The organism is Bisgaardia hudsonensis (assembly GCF_004345785.1).
Taxonomy (GTDB): domain Bacteria; phylum Pseudomonadota; class Gammaproteobacteria; order Enterobacterales; family Pasteurellaceae; genus Bisgaardia; species Bisgaardia hudsonensis.
This window is the reverse complement of record NZ_SLXI01000001.1, coordinates 1-17,944: the sequence shown is the minus strand read 5'-3', so window position 1 is coordinate 17,944 and position 17,944 is coordinate 1. Positions and strand designations below refer to the sequence as shown.

The following is a 17,944-nucleotide window of genomic DNA, read 5'->3' as shown; positions in this document are numbered from 1 at the left end:
TTTTTAAAACATATTAATGCTTTATTTAGATAAAACATAAAAAATTCATCATAAACAGAATATAAACTAATCTTTCATTAATTATAAACTTTTATGTATTAGTACCTATTCGGATAACTAACTCAATATTTATTTTTACAAATATCAGGAGCTATCATTTCCATATTTTATTGAATCCTCAACATTTCTATGAAAATAGAAAGTGCGGTTAGAAAATTAAATGATTTTTTAATCGCACTTTTATATTTATCAGTAGATCTTTTCAGAATTCAATTTTTATTTTTCGCCTATTATTACTACTTATTCTCCCTTAACCTGAACTACTTCAGTATTACTTATTGGAATTAAATCTATTTTGTTACTGTAATCAAGAATTATTTCCTCTACTACCTTTGTAAAAGGTTCATTTGTATGATGAGGTAATACGTAAAAATCAACAAGGTTTAACGCATTATAATCAGTCAAATTTCTTGCTTTTCCTCTATCATCCATTTTCGCAATATAACCTATGTTTTTAGTGGTAATTATTGAACCAGCTGATGCTCCGATATACAATTTCCCATTTTTTATCTCTTCCAATATTATTTTATCAGTTCCAGATATTTTTAGTTCTTGAAGTAAATAAAACGTATTTCCGCCTGAGGGATAGATAAAATCATTTTTCTTAATTGTTTTTTTGATGTGATTTATTGTGGAGCTTGAAATATCTAATTCTTCTACTATGAGTCCTAATCTTTCAAATGCTTTTTTGTCATCTTCCACATAAGCTTTATCTTCTTCTGGAATACTTGCGGTTGGAATAAAAGTAAGAGTTTTTCCTGTTAGTTCTTCGCCTACAAAAGCTTCCGAATGCTCTGCTACATTAGCAAATGAAGATGATAAAAAAAACTTTTTGATTATTCGCCCTTATTCCTTCTTTAATCATTACTTTTGTAATTTGGCTTATGTTATAGGATCATTAATATTTTGAATTGGTTTAGATATTTGAACGTAAAATATACTTCGGTGGGCTAGAAAATTAGTCTTCCTTAGAAGACTAATTTTCTTTCAAATTTTATGAAATAAACGAAAATAGAAAAAACTATTTATTCATCCAAGAAACTTCTTAAGGTTTCTGAACGACTAGGATGGCGTAATTTACGTAATGCTTTTGCTTCTATCTGACGAATACGTTCACGAGTGACATCAAATTGTTTACCTACTTCTTCTAAGGTATGATCAGTATTCATATCAATACCAAAACGCATACGTAACACCTTCGCTTCTCTAGGCGTTAATCCTTCCAGCACCTCGTTGGTTGCCACTTTTAAGCTCTGTGCTGTTGCTGAATCCAATGGTAATTCAAGGGTATTATCCTCAATAAAGTCACCTAAATGTGAATCATCATCATCACCAATCGGGGTTTCCATTGAAATAGGCTCTTTAGCAATCTTCAAGACTTTACGAATTTTATCCTCAGGCATTCCCATTCTTTCGGCTAACTCTTCTGGCGTTGCTTCACGTCCCATTTCTTGCAACATTTGACGAGAGATACGATTAAGTTTATTAATCGTTTCAATCATATGGACAGGGATACGGATTGTTCTCGCTTGATCGGCTATAGAACGAGTAATCGCCTGACGAATCCACCATGTTGCATAAGTCGAGAATTTATAACCACGGCGATATTCAAATTTATCAACAGCTTTCATTAAACCAATATTACCTTCTTGGATTAGGTCTAAGAATTGTAATCCTCTGTTAGTATATTTTTTAGCAATAGAAATAACCAAACGTAAATTTGCTTCTACCATTTCTTTTTTAGCTCGACGCGCACGAAGCTCACCTTGCGCAACGCGTTCACAAATATCTCTAACTTGTTTAATTGTTAAGCCCGTTTCTTCCTCTATTTGTGCAAGAGTATTTATATGAATTCTGATTTGCTCTTCATATTGAATTAGTTTTTCAGACCAAGGTTTTCCTGCAGATAAGGCTTTAATTAACCAAGCATCTGAAGTTTCATGTCCCACAAACCCCTTCAAAAAGGTTTCTTTAGGCATAGTCGCCCGATCAACAACCAAGCGTTGAATTTGTCTTTCTTGCTGTCTTACACGCTTAACAATATTACGCATAATACTTACTAAGCTGTCAAATTGCTTTGGAACTAAACGAAATTGCGTAAAAATATCAGATAAAATTTGAATTTGCTCTTTGGCTTGTGTTTTAGTCCTACCATATTTTTTTATAGCTTCTAATGTTTTCGCACATTGTAATTTTAATTCCACAAATTTTTCACGAGCATATTCTGGATCAATAGAATTATCAGAATCACTTGAGCTGTCGTCTTCATCTTCCTCTTCTTCCTCTGGAATATCCGCAACAACTTCTTCATCATCAATTAACAATACTTCTTCTGGCACATCGCTCGCGTCAACATTCTCATTAGGATCAACAAAACCTGTTATCAAATCAGCTAAACGCATTCCGCCTTCTTCAACAAGTGCATATTGCTCAATGAGATAATTCAACGCTTCCGGATAAGCAGCGGCTGCACTTTGTACTTCATTAATACCATCTTCAATTCGTTTCGCAATATCAATCTCACCTTCTCTTGTTAAGAGTTCGACTGTTCCCATCTCTCTCATATACATACGAACAGGATCAGTTGTACGACCTAATTCAGCTTCAACACTTGATAAAACTTGGGTAGCTTCTTCCACAACATCTTCATCGGCAATAGATTCATTTAACATCAAATCATCAGCGTCAGGTGCTGTTTCTAATACTTGGATACCCATATCATTAATCATTTGAATAATATCTTCAATTTGATCAGTATCAACGAGATCCTCAGGTAAGTGATCGTTTACTTCTGCATAAGTTAAGTAGCCTTGCTCCTTTCCTTGTGCAATTAACAATTTCAATTGAGATTGTGGAGTCTGTTCCATTTACTATATCCGCCTTGATTAATATGATGAAGTATAAGAATAAAATTCTCTGGATTTTATCATTCTTACACTAGATTAACTATTCTTTTATTATTTTTTCATTAATAATTGAGCAAGCTCTTGTCTTTCAATAAGATCTAAGCCACCCATTCTTTGCTTACCAATTAGAACTTCAATTCGTTTGTCAACAGTTCGACGATAAAAATACTTTAATGTATCACAAAATATTGTTTCTATTTTATCATCTTCTATAAGATGATCCCATACAGCTAAAATTTCAAGGGTCTTGATTTTATCAGATTTTCGCCAATGCTCTAAAATTTGCCCTGTGCTTAGTCCTGGTCTAGATTGACATAACTTAACTAATTCCTCAAATATATCAAATCCAGGTTCATTTAATACTTTTATCGCATCAAGATTAGGAACAAAACTAACTAATTGACTATTTTGTAATAATAATGCAATAAGTAAACGCATAGGTGTTCTTTTTAATGTTGGTTTTGCGATTATCACACTATCTTTTTTATTTATAGGGAGAAGTTTTTCTAATTTTGATTGATCAAAAATACCCACTTTTTGAGCTAATATATCTCTTAACGTAACTTTTAGCATCTCACCTGGTATTTGTTTTATCAATGGTGCTGATAATGCAACAAGTTTTGCTTTTCCTTCTGAAGATGAAAAATCAACCTGTTTACTAAGGTAACTAAATAAAAACTCACTTAATGATTGAGCATTAGCAATATAGCTTTCAAATTTGTCTTTTCCATATTTCCGCACAAAACTGTCAGGATCTTCACCATCAGGTAAAAAAATAAATTTTAGTTGACGTCCATCTTCTAATGCAGGAAGTGCATTTTCTAACGCTCGCCAAGCAGCCTCTCGGCCAGCTCTATCGCCATCATAACAACATATTATTTGTTCCGTAGCTCGAAATGCAAGTTGTAATTGCTCCACTGTTGTTGCTGTACCTAAAGAAGCTACGGCATAGTTAATGTCAAACTGAGCTAAAGCAACAACATCCATATAGCCTTCAACAATAAGTAATTTTTCAGGGTTAGCATTTATTTCCAATGCCTCAAATAAGCCATAAAGCTCATTACCCTTGTGATATGTTACACTTTCTGGTGAATTTAGATATTTAGGCTTATCATCATTATTTGTTGCTCTCCCACCAAAAGCGATGGTCCGGCCTCGTCTATCTCTGATAGGAAACATAATTCGATGACGAAAACGATCATAAACATCACCTCTGTCATTACGAGATAACATTCCTACGTCAAAAAGTTTTTTATGTTCCTCAGAATTAATTGCAAATTTATTTAATACCGTACTAAATTGATTTGGTACATAGCCAATTTGAAAACGTTCAATCACACTTTTAGATAGTCCTCGTTGTTTCAAATAATCTTGAGCAAGAGGGAATAACGCTAATTGTTCTTGATAAAATTTAGCAATATTTTGTAAAAGCGTATAAAAATCACGTTTTGTTTTAAAACTTGTAGAATGATTATTTTCATTAGAGTTAAAAGATTTTTCGTAAGGAACTTCCAAACCTAGGGTATTTGCTAATTCTTCAACTGCCTCAACAAACTCTAACTTCTCATAATCCATCAAAAACGATATTGCATTTCCTTTCGCATGGCAACCAAAACAATAATAAAATTGTTTTTTAGGACTAACAGTAAAAGAAGGCGTTTTTTCACTATGAAAAGGACAACAAGCTTGATAATCTCGTCCTGCTTTTTTTAATTTAACTCGCTTATTAATAACATCAACAATATCTGTTCTAGCAAGAATATCATCAATAAATGTACGTGGTATCAATCCCGCCATTAAATTATCCTTTCATCACATAGAAAATAAATATAGTCATTTTTAACAAGCAACAAAACCGTGATAACCTAAAAGGTATCACGGTTTACAGAACTCGAGTTTAATTAAATAATCTTAATTAATATAAACGGGTATTACGAGCATTCTCACGGAATACACGTTTAGCATGGCGTTTAGCACGAGTTGCGTTTTCACGTTTGCGAATTGTTGTTGGTTTTTCATAAAATTCACGACTACGAACTTCAGCTAAAATACCTGCCTTTTCACAAGAGCGTTTAAAACGACGTAATGCAACGTCAAATGATTCGTTTTCACGTACTTTAATTACTGGCATGAGCCATCACCTCAATGATTAATTTAATATTTTGCAAAATTTAATATTTCAATAAATAAGCTTATTGATATTCTATAATAAGGTTCGCAATTTTAATCTAAATAGATAGTAAAAGTAAAGTACAGATTAAACATTTCTTAAAATTATCTTTTCTAAACTGGTTAAATGACAGTAAACAGAGTAAAATCGCTCAAACATAAATATATATTAACCTAATAAGAGATAAAAATGCGAATTTTAGGCATTGAAACATCCTGTGATGAAACAGGTATTGCTATTTATGATGAAAAAAAAGGGTTAGTTGCGAATCAACTATATTCTCAGATTGACCTACATGCAGATTACGGTGGCGTTGTTCCCGAATTAGCCTCAAGAGATCATATTCGTAAAACAATCCCCTTAATCATATCTGCCTTGGAAGAAGCTAAGCTAACCTCAAAAGATATTGATGGTATTGCTTATACCTGTGGTCCTGGATTAGTAGGTGCTTTACTTGTTGGATCCACCATTGCTCGTGCTTTAGCTTATGCTTGGAATATACCTGCCATTGGCGTTCATCATATGGAAGGACATTTGCTTGCCCCGATGTTAGAAGATAACAAACCACAATTTCCTTTTGTCGCCCTACTCATTTCTGGAGGACATACTCAATTAGTACGAGTAGATGGTATAGGTAAATATCAGGTATTAGGTGAAAGTATTGACGATGCGGCTGGAGAAGCCTTTGATAAAACAGCAAAACTACTTGGATTAGATTATCCAGGTGGTGCAGCCCTTTCTCGCCTTGCAGAAAAAGGACAAGCAAATCGCTTCATATTTCCTCGACCAATGACAGATCGTCCAGGCTTAGATTTTAGTTTTTCAGGATTAAAAACTTTTGCTGCAAATACGATTAATCAAGCAATAAAAGATGAAAAAATATTATCAGAACAAACAAGAGCAGATATTGCTTATGCTTTTCAACAAGCCGTAGTAGAAACCATTGTAATTAAATGTCGTCGAGCGTTAAAAGAAACCAGCTTTAATCGCTTAGTTATTGCTGGTGGAGTAAGTGCAAATAAGCAATTACGTCAATCTTTGGGTGAATTAATGACGCAGTTAAAAGGTGAAGTATTTTATCCACAAACTCAATTTTGCACCGATAATGGTGCGATGATCGCTTATACGGGTTTTATTCGCTTAAAAAATGGAGAAACATCGCCTTTAGCATTAGAAGTAAAGCCTAGATGGGCAATGACTGAGCTGAACTCAATTACCTAAATAAACTCAAGGGAAGTAATTATGGATAAACATCAATTTTATGCTATACGAGCGGCTGGTATTGGTTGCTTTATAACATTGTTAATCATTGGTATCATTGTTTTTATGCTCTCAAGTCAGCAACTCATTCATTACTTTACTTTAATTGGCGAATTTGTAGGACAAAGTACTACCGTAGGTATTTTTATCGTAGCAAGTTTACCACTATTTATGGGAATTATTTTCTATTATTTCTGGTTATGGGTATTAAAATAATTTTATTATGGCAAAGCTTTATTTTTACTATTCAACAATGAATGCAGGTAAGTCAACTACACTACTTCAGTCTGACTATAATTATCGTGAACGTAATATGAATACGCTTGTTTATACCGCTGCGATAGATAACCGATTTGGTCTTGGCAAAGTGACCTCCCGTATCGGCATCAGTCGACAAGCAAATTTATTTAATAATGACACCGATCTTTTTGTAGAGATAAAAGCACAGCAACAGCAGAATAAATTACATTGTATTCTTGTTGATGAAGCTCAGTTTCTAACAAAAGATCAAGTTTATCAGTTAAGTGATGTTGTTGATAAGCTCAATATTCCTGTTTTATGCTATGGACTGCGGACAGACTTCCAAGCTGAGCTTTTTGAGGGAAGTAAATATTTACTCGCTTGGGCAGATCAATTAGAAGAATTAAAAACCATTTGTTATTGTGGCAGAAAAGCAAATTTTGTACTGCGTTTAAATGGAAAGGGAGAAGTAGTTAAACAAGGTGAACAAATACAGATTGGTGGCAATGACAGTTATACTTCCGTATGCCGTAAACACTATAAAGAAATGATAGATAAATAAAAAAGAGCGCTCAAAACTTTTTTAGTTTTGACCGCTCTTATGATTAATCTCTTTTACCCTTTCAACTGTAATAGTCGTCCTTTTTCATCAAAAATACCGACTATTTCCTTCCCTTCTCGGCTTCCAATAAGATGGGTATCAGTTTCCTCTAAAATACGGTATTTTTTCGCAAGTAAATAATGTTTCAATACTTTTTTCTGAGCCTTAATTTTAAACTTTGAAATAAATTGAGGAAAAGTGGAAAGTATTAAAGTATGTACACTTTCTAAATTATGTCGTTCGTTATTTTCATTCTTAACTGTTACTAGAACAGCTCCGTCTCCAAAATTACCAATATAGTAACCATGACTTTCCATCATTCCAATAATCACCAAACCGAACGTATGAATATCGTTTATTGATAAACTAGCACTTACTCTAATTAATTCATCAATTTTATGCTTTTTTCCGTATGCTCGAATTTCCTTTACTTCTGAGAGCAGTTTGTTAGGAATTTTTGCGGTATTATTTGCCCACGCCCATAACCAGATTTTTTCGACAAAAGAAAAAGAACCGATTACCTGAACAGGAAAAACTAATTTTTCTCCAAAATGAATACGCCCAGTATCAAGATTAATATTCCAATCTAGTCCTTCGACACTTTCAGCAAAAGCTAACTGTTTTTCAAAACCCAATATGGCATATTGATCGTATAAACTGGAAAAACTTTTTTGATTCGAAAATAAATTAACACCAAATAATTTTTTAAAAAGCATAAGTTAACGCCTATCAATTTACTTTATCTTAGAAAAATATACCTATTATTCCTGAAGATGTGTAATTAATCAAAATATATCTTTAATCACTATAATGTTACGCTTTTTTTAATTATAATATCCGATAATTTTAGTCAACTACTTTGGAGTAATGATGAAAAAAGAGGAAGTTGGGCATAATTTTCTAGCTAGATTAGGTAAAACACGTTTAAGACCGGGTGGTAAGAAAGCAACAAACTGGTTAATTCAACAAGGGCATTTTACTAAAGATAAAAAAGTACTTGAAGTAGCTTGTAATATGGGAACAACAGCTATTGGTTTAGCGAAACAATTTGGTTGCCACATTGAAGGAGTTGATCTTGATGAAAATGCTTTAGTACAAGCACAACAGAATATTATTACTAATGGATTACAAGATAAAATCCATATTCAAAGAGCCAATGCAATGAAACTTCCTTTTGAAGATAATACATTTGATATTGTAATCAATGAAGCAATGTTAACTATGTTACCTGTACAAGCAAAAAATAAAGCAGTCGCAGAATATTATCGAGTCTTAAAACCTCAGGGAATTCTGCTTACTCACGATGTTATGTTAACAGATAATGCCGATGAAGATATTATTCAAGAACTAAGAGAAGCGATTAATATTACTGTAACCCCACTAACCAAGCAGAATTGGCAAGCAATTTTTTTAGAGACTGGTTTTATGAATGTTGAAAGTACTTCTGGTGATATGACTCTACTTTCACCAACAGGAATGCTAAGAGATGAAGGAATTACAGGAACAATAAAAATTATAAAAAATGCACTAAAATCAGAAAATTTCCCAACTTTTAAAAAAATGTTTAAAATTTTTAATGACCCACAGAAAAAACTAAACTTTATTGCAATAGCAAGCCAAAAGTAATTCAAATTACTTGGATATCCCCTTGTTTAACAGAAAAAGTGCGGTTGTTTTTTGATCGCATTTCTTGTAATTGTTCTTGAGTAATCGCCGTAACAAAAACTTGAGAACCATTTTGTTGCAATCTTTCCGCCAATAACGCTCGTTTATATTGATCTAACTCCGAAGCAAAATCATCAATTAAAAAAATGCAATGACGTTCCTTCTCTTGCATTAAGTGTTCACCTTGAGCCAATCGTAATGCACACATTAGCAACTTTAACTGTCCACGAGAAAGCACATCTTCCACAGGTAAACCATTTGCCTTGAATTTAAAATCTGCTTTTTGAGGACCTGAAAAGGTATAGCCTACACTTCTATCTCGCTCAAAATTTGTTTGTAAGATTGTAGTATAATCTGTATTTCTATCCCAACCTTGTGAAAAACTAACTGAAATTTCAAGCTCAGGTAAAAATAATTGGCACATTTTTTCTATTTCTGGCTTTAATGTTTCTACATATTTTTTCCGCCATTTTGTTACCTGATTGGCTAAATCAACCAATTCAATATCCCAAATAAGTAATTGTGAATAATCATTAATTTGTTGTAAAGCCGCATTACGTTGTTTTAATAAACGATTTAAATTTGACCAAACTCGGTAAAAACCTTGATGATGATGGAAAAGCCCCCAGTCTAAGAAAGCTCGACGGTAACTCGGTCCACCATTCAGTAATGTCAAACCTTCGGGAGTAATAATTTGCATCGGTAATAAATGAGCTAAATCAGAAATTTTTTTAGCATCTTCACCATTAATTTTCATTAAGGTACTACCTTGACGTAATTTTTGTAGCCCTATTGACCATTGATGTTGCTTATCTTGAATTTTTCCATGAAGCGTAAAATGAGGTTGATCATAAGAAATAATACGATTTGTTACCGCACTTTTAAAAGAACGCCCATGACCCAGATAAAAAATCGCTTCCAATAAGCTAGTTTTACCACTGCCATTATTACCAACCAAAAAATTAAAGCCGGGATCAAATTCAAGATCCACGGCTGATAAATTACGAAAGTGTTCAATAAGTAATCGAGAAATCGCCATTATAATCTCATTGGCATAATCACATATTCAGCACTTGCATCATTAACATCTTCAATTAAACAACTTGATGAAGAATCCGTTAAACGAACGCGAACTTGATGGCATTTTAAGGTATTTAATACATCTAGAATATAAGTCACATTAAAACCAACTTCCATTTCATCGCCAGAATAAGCGACATCCAATATTTCTTCAGCAACCTCTTGTTCTGTATTCGTAGCTGTAATTTTTAATTGATTTTGACTTAATTGTAAACGTACCGCTTTTACCCTATCATTCGACAAAATTGCCATACGCACAAACGCTTGTTTTAATATTTCCCAACTTGCTTCCATAATATGAGTGGCATTACGAGGTAAAACACGACGATAATCAGGAAAGCGACCATCAATAAGCTTTGAAGTAAAAATAATATTACCTAAATTAATACGTAAGTTATTAGTGCCAATTTGTAATCGTACGGTTTGTTCACTATTATCAATAAGACGCATTAACTCTAACACACCTTTACGAGGCAGAATAACAGAATGATTTTGTAAATCTTGTTCTAAAGGAATTGTACAAACTGCCAACCGATGTCCATCTGTTGCGACAGTACGTAACAAATTACCTTCTGTTTCAAATTTCATTCCATTTAAAAAATAACGTGCATCTTGATTCGCCATAGAAAATTGCGTGGCTTCAATGAGTCGTCTCAAAGTTAATTGGTTAACAGTAAAGTCCACCTCAGACTGCCAATCAACCAAATTAGGGTATTCACTTGCAGGTAATGTTGACAGATTAAATTTTGTACGTCCACTTTGTACTAATGCTCTCTCTTCTTCAAAAGTAACAATAATATCTGCATCATCAGAAAGACTTCGACAAATATCTAAAAACTTCTTTGCAGGGATAGTATAACTACCATCCTTCTCAGAAGATGATAAATGCGTTTGTGTCGAAAGTTCAACCTCTAAGTCTGTTCCTGTAATCGTTAATTTATTCCCTTCAATTTGTAACAAAATATTATTTAAAATAGGGATATTAGGACGATTAGTTAATACACCACAAACCTGTTGTAGTGGTTTTAGTAAATTTTCTCTAGAAACAACAAATTGCATAATACAGCCCCTTAATTATACCGATAATGTACGAATTAAATTCGACCAATCCTCTTGAATACTATTATCTTGCTCTCGTAATTCAACAATTTTTTTACAGGCATGTAGTACTGTCGTATGATCACGATCCCCAAACCCTTTTCCAATTTCAGGTAAACTTCTATTGGTCAATTCCTTTGCCAACGCCATTGCAAGCTGACGAGGACGAACAAACGTTCTAACTTTACTTTTTGATTTTAGATCTGACACTTTAATTCGATAATATTCAGCTACTACCTTTTGAATATTTTCAATAGTAACCAATTTATCTTGTAACGCTAACATATCTTTTAATGCTTCCCGAACAAAATCAATGGTAATTGGCTTTCCTTTAAATTCAGCATTTGCATGAACACTATTTAATGCCCCTTCTAATTCACGAACATTAGTTCGTAATTTCTGGCCAATGAAAAATGCAACTTCTTCAGGTAAACGCATATTTTTTTCTTCTGCTTTTTTTAATAAAATAGCCACACGAGTTTCTAAATCTGGTGGTTCAATCGCAACACTCAGTCCCCAACCAAAACGAGATTTTAGACGATCTTCAATTTTTTCTATTTCTTTAGGATAGCGATCCGAGGTTAAAATAATCTGCCGACTACTTTCGAATAATGAATTAAAAATATGGAAAAACTCTTCTTGCGTACCATCTTTACCCGCAAAAAACTGGATATCATCAATAAGTAACGCATCAAGTGAACGATAAAATTTCTTAAAAGCATCCATTTTATCCGTTTTTAATGATTTAACATAGGCTTGCATAAAACGTTCGGCATGAATATAAAGAACTCTAGCATTTGGATTCTTATCTAAAATACCATTACCAACAGCATACAACAAGTGAGTTTTACCCAAGCCAGTACCTCCATATAAAAATAATGGATTCACCCCTTGCTCACCAGGATTATTTGCCACCTTTTGTGCTACGGCTCTTGCTAATTGATTTGATTTACCCTCAACAAAATTTTCAAAGATTTGATCTGACTGCAAATTGGATTGATGTTTTACTTGTGTATCTAAAACAACATCAAGTGCTTTTTGTAAATTTGGTGTATCTGATTGATAATCATTCTGATGTTTTTCTACAATAGGTTTTGAACCTTCTTGAATCTTCACTATAAATTCAGACGAATTAATTAATTGTTGGCTCAATTCAGTAATTTGAGTCAGATAATGAGTTTCAACCCAACTTTTAACAAAAACATTTGGGGCATAAAGGATCATAGTATTACCAGTAATATCAGCTTGTAAAGGCCTAAGCCAAGTACTGAAATCACCTGAAGGAATCTGATCTTGTAATTGAGACAAGCAATCTTGCCATAAGGTAGATAAGTTTATCGTCATTTTCTATTATCTTAATTTCAATTAATTTAAAATTCATTAACTATACTACTTATAAATAAAAGTAATATAAAAGCGTCACTAATTCTACAATAAAGTATGGAAAAGATCCTTAAAAAACGATCTAAAAAAATAAAAAAGGTTACTTGAGATCTTTTGCAAAAAAAGTATAATTCACACAGCTTAATGCTTAATAATAAATGAAGATAAAATTTATTCTTCAATTTTGTTCATTCTCATTTGACGAAAAGGTAATTTCCTATTACAATTCTGTCTCTTATTTAGTAACCTTTGTTTTTAACATTTCTGTTTTATAAACGTGTATAATAGAAACAAAACAATTTTAATTTAGGTAGATTATAGTTATGAAACGTACATTTCAACCTTCAGTATTAAAACGTAGTCGTAGTCACGGTTTTCGTGCTCGTATGGCGACAAAAAATGGCCGTCAAGTTTTAGCTCGTCGTCGTGCTAAAGGTCGCAAAAGTTTATCTGCATAATTTAACACATTAGTGTGATTACGCTAAACTTTACTAGGGAGTCAAGACTCTTGACTCCCAGTCAATTCAAATACGTTTTTCAAGAGCCGCTGCGTGCGAGCACCCCTGAGATTACCATACTTGCTAGACAGAATAATTCTGATAATCCTCGTTTAGGTTTAGCTATTCCTAAAAAACACTTAAAACGAGCGCATGATCGAAATCGAGTCAAACGCATTAGCCGTGAAAGTTTTCGTTTATTGCAACATCAACTTCCGAATTACGACTTTATAATCATTGCAAAAGCAGGCATCGGTAAACTTGATAATGCCACGTTATTTCAAATTTTGGATAAACTATGGAAACGACACATTCGTTTAGCTCAAAAATACTCATAATACTTGTACGAGCCTATCAAGTTACGATTAGCCCATTAATCGGACCTCGTTGTCGTTTCACTCCGACTTGCTCTAATTATGCAATTGAATCACTAAAAACATATGGAGCATTAAAAGGTAGTTGGCTTACTGCCAAACGTATATTAAAATGTCATCCTTTAAACGAGGGCGGATACGATCCTGTACCCCCAAAGATTAATAACAACAAAGAGAACACATAATGGATTCAAGACGTAGCCTATTAGTTATGGCATTGCTCTTTATTTCCTTTCTTGTTTATCAACAATGGAATTTAGACTACAATACGCCAAAACCAATCATTGCAGAACAAGCGTCTGCAAATGCATCAACATTAAATGATGTACCTAATTCAAATACAGCAAATCAAGCGATTATTGCAGATGATTCTAATACTGAAAAAGGACGCATTATTACATTAGAAAGTGATGTTCTACGCTTACAAATAGACGCACTCGGTGGTGATATTATTCGTTCAGAATTATTAAAATATGATGCAGAATTAGACTCTAACTCCCCTTTTGTATTGTTACAAAATACAGCTGAAAAAATTTATGTTGCACAAAGCGGCTTAATTGGTAAAGATGGTATTGACAGCAAATCAGGTAGAGCCAATTATCAAGTAGCTAATGATAACTTTAAACTTGCTGAAGGACAAAACGAATTAAAGGTTCCATTTGTTTTCGAGAAAGATGGTATTACTTATAGTAAAATATTTATCTTAAAACGAGGTAAATATGATGTGGCTGTTGATTTTGAAATCAACAATCAAAGTGATAAAGCCATTGAAGTCGTACCATATGCACAATTAAAACATACTATTGTAGAAAGTTCAGGTAGTATGACGATGCCTACTTATACTGGTGGTGCATACTCTTCGTCAGAAACCAATTACAAAAAATACAGTTTTGATGATATGGAAAAAGCTAATCTTTCGATTGACACTAAAGCTGGATGGATTGCTATTTTACAGCATTATTTCGTTTCAGCTTGGGTACCAAATCAAGATGCAAACAATCAATTATATACGCTAACAAATAAAGCGAATAATGTTGGATTAATAGGTTATAGAGGACAAACAACGATTATTCCTGCTGGAACAACTAATACTATACCAAACAAACTTTGGACAGGTCCTAAAGAACAAAATCAAATGGGAGAAGTTGCCAACCATTTAGATTTGACTATTGATTATGGTTGGGCTTGGTTTATCGCAAAACCATTATTCAAGCTACTTACCTTTATTCAAAGTATTGTAAGTAACTGGGGATTGGCAATTATTGGAGTTACATTAATAGTAAAAGGCTTGCTCTATCCATTAACTAAAGCACAATATACATCAATGGCTAAAATGCGTATGTTACAACCAAAAATGCAAGAAATGCGTGAACGTTTTGGTGATGATCGCCAACGCATGAGCCAAGAAATGATGAAGCTATATAAAGAGGAAAAAGTAAATCCTTTAGGTGGTTGTTTACCTATTCTTCTACAAATGCCTATTTTCATCGCATTATATTGGACATTTATGGAAGCGGTAGAACTACGCCATGCACCATTTTTTGGCTGGATTCAAGACTTATCCGCACAAGATCCATATTATATTCTACCGATCTTAATGGGTGCATCTATGTTCTTATTACAAAAAATGTCACCAACACCAGTAGCGGATCCAACACAACAGAAAGTAATGACATTTATGCCGTTAATTTTCATGGTATTTTTCCTTTTCTTCCCGGCTGGTTTAGTACTGTACTGGTTAGTATCTAACTTGATCACTATTGCACAACAACAGCTTATATATCGAGGTTTGGAGAAAAAAGGATTACATTCTCGTAAGTAAAATCTTACTGAAAATAAACTATTATAAAAGGTATCAATAGATACCTTTTGTTTTATTAAATATACCTAAAAAAGATCCGCTCTTTTATTCATTAATGGTAATATCAATAAAAATTAAAAACGGAATGAGTTTAAAAGCAATGAAAGAAACAATCGTAGCACAAGCAACACCTATTGGGCGAGGAGGAATTGGAATACTACGTGTATCTGGTCCTCTAGCAACAAAAGTAGCCTTAGAAATATTAGGTAAATGCCCCAAACCAAGAATAGCAGACTATCTTCCTTTTAAAGATTCGGATGGTACAATTCTAGATCAAGGTATTGCATTATTTTTCAAAGCACCAAATTCTTTTACTGGTGAAGATATTCTTGAATTACAAGGTCATGGTGGGCAAATCGTGCTGGATCTTCTACTCAAACGAATTTTACAAGTCAAAGGATTGCGGCTTGCAAAACCTGGAGAATTTTCAGAACAAGCGTTTTTAAATGATAAATTAGATTTAACACAAGCAGAAGCAATTGCAGATTTAATTGATGCAACCTCAGAACAAGCAGCACGCTCAGCACTAAAATCATTACAAGGAGAATTTTCAAAAAAAATAAATCTGTTAGTTGATGATATTATCTATTTACGTACCTATGTAGAAGCCTCAATTGATTTTCCTGATGAAGAAATTGATTTTTTAGCAGATGGAAAAATAGAAACTAAACTACGAAATATTATTAATCAGTTAAATGACATTAAAAAAGAAGCAAAGCAAGGCTCAATTTTAAAGGAAGGAATGAAAGTTGTTATTGCTGGACGCCCTAATGCAGGAAAATCAAGTCTTCTCAATGTATTAGCTGGTAGAGAAGCTGCCATAGTAACAGATATAGCAGGTACAACTCGAGATATTCTTAGAGAGCATATCCATATTGATGGAATGCCACTACATATTATTGATACTGCTGGTTTGCGAGATGCCACTGATGAAGTAGAGCGTATTGGTATAACTAGAGCCTGGAATGAAATAGAACAAGCAGATCGTATTTTATTAATGTTAGATACTACTGACACCAGTCAAGATTTAGAGCAAGTGCGGTCAGAATTTTTAACAAAATTACCTAAGGGTATTCCAGTAACAATTATTCGTAATAAAGTTGATTTAAGTGGTGAAACAGAAGCAAAATTTGAAGATAATAATATGACAATTATTAATTTATCTACTAAAACAGGACAAGGAATTAATCTATTACGAGGACATTTGAAAACATCAATGGGCTACCAATCAAGTTCTGAAGGTGGATTTTTAGCTAGACGTCGCCATCTAGAAGCTTTAGAAAAAGCAGATAAGCACTTACAATCAGGATTAATACAACTTATGGAATATAAGGCTGGAGAACTACTCGCAGAAGAATTACGACTTGTCCAAAACCATTTGAGTGAGATAACAGGTAAATTCACATCTGACGATTTACTCGGAAATATATTTAGCTCATTCTGTATTGGAAAGTAACATATTCCTAATTAGTGTCTAGTAATAAATAATATTAAGCTGAAAGAGTTTAAAAAGGAAAAATATTTAATAATTTTTAGACTACTATATTAATAATAAATAAAAAAAAGGGCTAGTAAACAATTATAAATATCATTACTAGTTCTTTTACTCCTATACTACCAAAGAGATATTTTACCTATTTTAATATATTAATTTTATAAACTTAGCTTTTCTAATGAATTAAATAAAATAAAAAATAATTAACTATTAGATAACCAATTTTTTAAAATTTTTAATCCATTTTCAGAAATATAGGATTCTGGGTGAAACTGGATACCATATATTGGTAAGTATTTATGTTCAAACGCCATAATAATATTCTCATCGCATTCAGCAATAATATTAAGATCTATCGGGAAATCATCTTTACTCACAGCCCAAGAATGATAAAGACCTATCCTAAAGGGATTCAATAAATTCTGAAATAAAATACTGTCTGATTTGATAAAAATATTATGAGATTGGCCATGTCTAACTTTTGGGAGATTATAGAGTACAGCCCCAAAAAATTGACAAAGCATTTGATGCCCCAAACATACGCCTAATATAGATTTAGATAAATAATATTTTTCAACTAAAGAAAATAATTGTGGATAAGCAGAAGGTACATCTGGTCCTGGAGAAATGAGAATATGAGTAAAATGATTAATCAATGATAAATCAACGCACTCAACATCAATAACCTCAAAAGGACATTTTAATTTACGAACCAATTCTACTAAATTATAGGTAAATGAGTCATGGTTATTAACAATTAATAAGTTCATATATTTTAAATCAGAAAGGAAAAATTTAATAATAAAAACAAGATAATGGCAGGGGCGGAGAGGCTCGAACTCCCAACACCCGGTTTTGGAGACCGGTGCTCTACCAATTGAACTACGCCCCTAAAAGATATGCAATAAGTTGGCGGAATGGACGGGACTCGAACCCGCGACCCCCTGCGTGACAGGCAGGTATTCTAACCAGCTGAACTACCACTCCGCTAAATTTGATAATTGGCAGTGACCTACTCTCACATGGGGAATCCCCACACTACCATCGGCGTAACAATGTTTCACTTCTAAGTTCGGTATGGAATTAGGTGGGTCCACTGCACTATATCTGCCAAAAAATTTTATTTTATTAACTAACTTAATTAAATTAGCTAATAAAATAATTAGTAACCTGGCGGTGACCTACTCTCACATGGGGAATCCCCACACTACCATCGGCGTAACAGCGTTTCACTTCTAAGTTCGGCATGGATTA

General features: G+C 33.2%; 18 protein-coding genes, 2 tRNA genes and 2 rRNA genes. 9 read left to right on the top strand and 13 right to left on the bottom strand.

Going from position 1 to position 17,944, the window contains the following annotated elements:
• Positions 1-300: 300 nt before the first annotated feature.
• The 4 genes from EV697_RS00105 to rpsU all read right to left on the bottom strand — a co-directional run bounded on the left by EV697_RS00105 (position 301) and on the right by rpsU (position 5,097).
• Positions 301-897, bottom strand: coding sequence for a Type 1 glutamine amidotransferase-like domain-containing protein (locus EV697_RS00105; protein WP_132021303.1), 597 nt, complete (start codon positions 895-897; stop codon positions 301-303).
• 188 nt (positions 898-1,085) lie between these two features.
• A complete protein-coding gene (rpoD, locus tag EV697_RS00100; RefSeq protein ID WP_132021301.1) occupies positions 1,086-2,927 on the bottom strand; it encodes an RNA polymerase sigma factor RpoD in 1,842 nt (613 codons plus the stop codon).
• Positions 2,928-3,017: 90 nt separating this feature from the next.
• Positions 3,018-4,763 carry a DNA primase gene (gene dnaG / locus EV697_RS00095; protein WP_132021299.1) on the bottom strand — a complete coding sequence of 582 codons (1,746 nt, stop codon included), beginning with the start codon at positions 4,761-4,763 and terminating at the stop codon, positions 3,018-3,020.
• Between the two features lie 118 nt (positions 4,764-4,881).
• Complete coding sequence (gene rpsU / locus EV697_RS00090) at positions 4,882-5,097, bottom strand: 30S ribosomal protein S21 (RefSeq protein WP_132021297.1); 216 nt, start codon at positions 5,095-5,097, stop codon at positions 4,882-4,884.
• A 228-nt stretch (positions 5,098-5,325) separates the two neighbouring features.
• Here rpsU and tsaD point away from each other — a divergent pair, with 228 nt between their 5' ends.
• The 3 genes from tsaD to EV697_RS00075 are packed head-to-tail and all read left to right on the top strand — an operon-like array spanning position 5,326 to position 7,198.
• Complete coding sequence (gene tsaD, locus EV697_RS00085; RefSeq protein ID WP_132021295.1) at positions 5,326-6,357, top strand: tRNA (adenosine(37)-N6)-threonylcarbamoyltransferase complex transferase subunit TsaD; 1,032 nt, start codon at positions 5,326-5,328, stop codon at positions 6,355-6,357.
• Between the two features lie 21 nt (positions 6,358-6,378).
• Positions 6,379-6,612 carry a hypothetical protein gene (locus tag EV697_RS00080; protein ID WP_132021293.1) on the top strand — a complete coding sequence of 78 codons (234 nt, stop codon included), beginning with the start codon at positions 6,379-6,381 and terminating at the stop codon, positions 6,610-6,612.
• Between the two features lie 7 nt (positions 6,613-6,619).
• Complete coding sequence (locus EV697_RS00075) at positions 6,620-7,198, top strand: thymidine kinase (protein WP_132021291.1); 579 nt, start codon at positions 6,620-6,622, stop codon at positions 7,196-7,198.
• A 53-nt stretch (positions 7,199-7,251) separates the two neighbouring features.
• Here EV697_RS00075 and EV697_RS00070 read toward each other — a convergent pair whose 3' ends face one another.
• Complete coding sequence (locus EV697_RS00070) at positions 7,252-7,953, bottom strand: DUF6882 domain-containing protein (protein WP_132021289.1); 702 nt, start codon at positions 7,951-7,953, stop codon at positions 7,252-7,254.
• 154 nt (positions 7,954-8,107) lie between these two features.
• Between EV697_RS00070 and EV697_RS00065 the strand changes: the two genes are divergently transcribed.
• Entirely contained in the window at positions 8,108-8,863 is a 756-nt protein-coding gene (locus EV697_RS00065) for a class I SAM-dependent methyltransferase (protein ID WP_132021287.1), read from the top strand.
• 1 nt (position 8,864) lies between these two features.
• On the opposite strand, the gene recF is transcribed toward EV697_RS00065, so the two are convergent.
• The 3 genes from recF to dnaA are packed head-to-tail and all read right to left on the bottom strand — an operon-like array spanning position 8,865 to position 12,424.
• Positions 8,865-9,941 carry a DNA replication/repair protein RecF gene (recF, locus tag EV697_RS00060; RefSeq protein WP_132021285.1) on the bottom strand — a complete coding sequence of 359 codons (1,077 nt, stop codon included), beginning with the start codon at positions 9,939-9,941 and terminating at the stop codon, positions 8,865-8,867.
• Positions 9,941-11,041 (bottom strand): DNA polymerase III subunit beta, encoded by a 1,101-nt coding sequence (gene dnaN, locus EV697_RS00055; protein ID WP_132021283.1) that lies wholly within the window; start codon positions 11,039-11,041, stop codon positions 9,941-9,943. The genes recF and dnaN overlap by 1 nt, the downstream gene beginning before the upstream one ends.
• A 15-nt stretch (positions 11,042-11,056) precedes the next feature.
• On the bottom strand, positions 11,057-12,424 hold the full coding sequence (dnaA, locus tag EV697_RS00050; RefSeq protein WP_132021281.1) for a chromosomal replication initiator protein DnaA: 1,368 nt from the start codon (positions 12,422-12,424) through the stop codon (positions 11,057-11,059).
• 362 nt (positions 12,425-12,786) lie between these two features.
• Here dnaA and rpmH point away from each other — a divergent pair, with 362 nt between their 5' ends.
• The 5 genes from rpmH to mnmE all read left to right on the top strand — a co-directional run bounded on the left by rpmH (position 12,787) and on the right by mnmE (position 16,651).
• Positions 12,787-12,921: a 50S ribosomal protein L34 gene (gene rpmH / locus EV697_RS00045; protein ID WP_132021279.1), complete on the top strand. Its 135-nt coding sequence runs from the start codon at positions 12,787-12,789 to the stop codon at positions 12,919-12,921.
• A gap of 14 nt (positions 12,922-12,935) precedes the next feature.
• The gene (gene rnpA, locus EV697_RS00040) at positions 12,936-13,298 is read left to right on the top strand and encodes a ribonuclease P protein component (RefSeq protein WP_132021277.1); all 363 of its coding nucleotides are present in this window, start codon (positions 12,936-12,938) and stop codon (positions 13,296-13,298) included.
• Positions 13,259-13,519: a membrane protein insertion efficiency factor YidD gene (gene yidD, locus EV697_RS00035; RefSeq protein WP_132021275.1), complete on the top strand. Its 261-nt coding sequence runs from the start codon at positions 13,259-13,261 to the stop codon at positions 13,517-13,519. The genes rnpA and yidD overlap by 40 nt, the downstream gene beginning before the upstream one ends.
• A complete protein-coding gene (yidC, locus tag EV697_RS00030) occupies positions 13,519-15,156 on the top strand; it encodes a membrane protein insertase YidC (RefSeq protein ID WP_132021273.1) in 1,638 nt (545 codons plus the stop codon). The genes yidD and yidC overlap by 1 nt, the downstream gene beginning before the upstream one ends.
• 139 nt (positions 15,157-15,295) lie before the next feature.
• Positions 15,296-16,651: a tRNA uridine-5-carboxymethylaminomethyl(34) synthesis GTPase MnmE gene (gene mnmE / locus EV697_RS00025; protein WP_132021271.1), complete on the top strand. Its 1,356-nt coding sequence runs from the start codon at positions 15,296-15,298 to the stop codon at positions 16,649-16,651.
• A gap of 242 nt (positions 16,652-16,893) precedes the next feature.
• On the opposite strand, the gene EV697_RS00020 is transcribed toward mnmE, so the two are convergent.
• The 5 genes from EV697_RS00020 to rrf (EV697_RS10045) form a co-directional block, all read right to left on the bottom strand.
• A complete protein-coding gene (locus EV697_RS00020; RefSeq protein ID WP_132021268.1) occupies positions 16,894-17,460 on the bottom strand; it encodes an anthranilate synthase component II in 567 nt (188 codons plus the stop codon).
• Between the two features lie 46 nt (positions 17,461-17,506).
• Positions 17,507-17,582 (bottom strand) — tRNA-Trp (locus EV697_RS00015).
• A gap of 18 nt (positions 17,583-17,600) precedes the next feature.
• Positions 17,601-17,677 (bottom strand) — tRNA-Asp (locus tag EV697_RS00010).
• A 12-nt stretch (positions 17,678-17,689) separates the two neighbouring features.
• Positions 17,690-17,805, bottom strand: a 5S ribosomal RNA gene (gene rrf, locus EV697_RS00005).
• 53 nt (positions 17,806-17,858) lie between these two features.
• A 5S ribosomal RNA gene (rrf, locus tag EV697_RS10045) occupies positions 17,859-17,944 on the bottom strand; the annotation flags it as partial.

Excerpts from the sequence above, each read along its gene's own strand:
- rpoD (WP_132021301.1), bottom strand. The coding sequence starts at position 2,927 with ATGGAACAGACTCCACAATCTCAATTGAAATTGTTAATTGCACAAGGA.
- mnmE (WP_132021271.1), top strand. The coding sequence starts at position 15,296 with ATGAAAGAAACAATCGTAGCACAAGCAACACCTATTGGGCGAGGAGGA.
- rpmH (WP_132021279.1), top strand. The coding sequence starts at position 12,787 with ATGAAACGTACATTTCAACCTTCAGTATTAAAACGTAGTCGTAGTCAC.
- rpsU (WP_132021297.1), bottom strand. The coding sequence starts at position 5,097 with ATGCCAGTAATTAAAGTACGTGAAAACGAATCATTTGACGTTGCATTA.
- dnaN (WP_132021283.1), bottom strand. The coding sequence starts at position 11,041 with ATGCAATTTGTTGTTTCTAGAGAAAATTTACTAAAACCACTACAACAG.
- dnaG (WP_132021299.1), bottom strand. The coding sequence starts at position 4,763 with ATGGCGGGATTGATACCACGTACATTTATTGATGATATTCTTGCTAGA.
- EV697_RS00080 (WP_132021293.1), top strand. The coding sequence starts at position 6,379 with ATGGATAAACATCAATTTTATGCTATACGAGCGGCTGGTATTGGTTGC.
- EV697_RS00070 (WP_132021289.1), bottom strand. The coding sequence starts at position 7,953 with ATGCTTTTTAAAAAATTATTTGGTGTTAATTTATTTTCGAATCAAAAA.
- dnaA (WP_132021281.1), bottom strand. The coding sequence starts at position 12,424 with ATGACGATAAACTTATCTACCTTATGGCAAGATTGCTTGTCTCAATTA.
- EV697_RS00075 (WP_132021291.1), top strand. The coding sequence starts at position 6,620 with ATGGCAAAGCTTTATTTTTACTATTCAACAATGAATGCAGGTAAGTCA.
- yidC (WP_132021273.1), top strand. The coding sequence starts at position 13,519 with ATGGATTCAAGACGTAGCCTATTAGTTATGGCATTGCTCTTTATTTCC.
- tsaD (WP_132021295.1), top strand. The coding sequence starts at position 5,326 with ATGCGAATTTTAGGCATTGAAACATCCTGTGATGAAACAGGTATTGCT.
- yidD (WP_132021275.1), top strand. The coding sequence starts at position 13,259 with ATGGAAACGACACATTCGTTTAGCTCAAAAATACTCATAATACTTGTA.
- EV697_RS00020 (WP_132021268.1), bottom strand. The coding sequence starts at position 17,460 with ATGAACTTATTAATTGTTAATAACCATGACTCATTTACCTATAATTTA.
- EV697_RS00065 (WP_132021287.1), top strand. The coding sequence starts at position 8,108 with ATGAAAAAAGAGGAAGTTGGGCATAATTTTCTAGCTAGATTAGGTAAA.
- recF (WP_132021285.1), bottom strand. The coding sequence starts at position 9,941 with ATGGCGATTTCTCGATTACTTATTGAACACTTTCGTAATTTATCAGCC.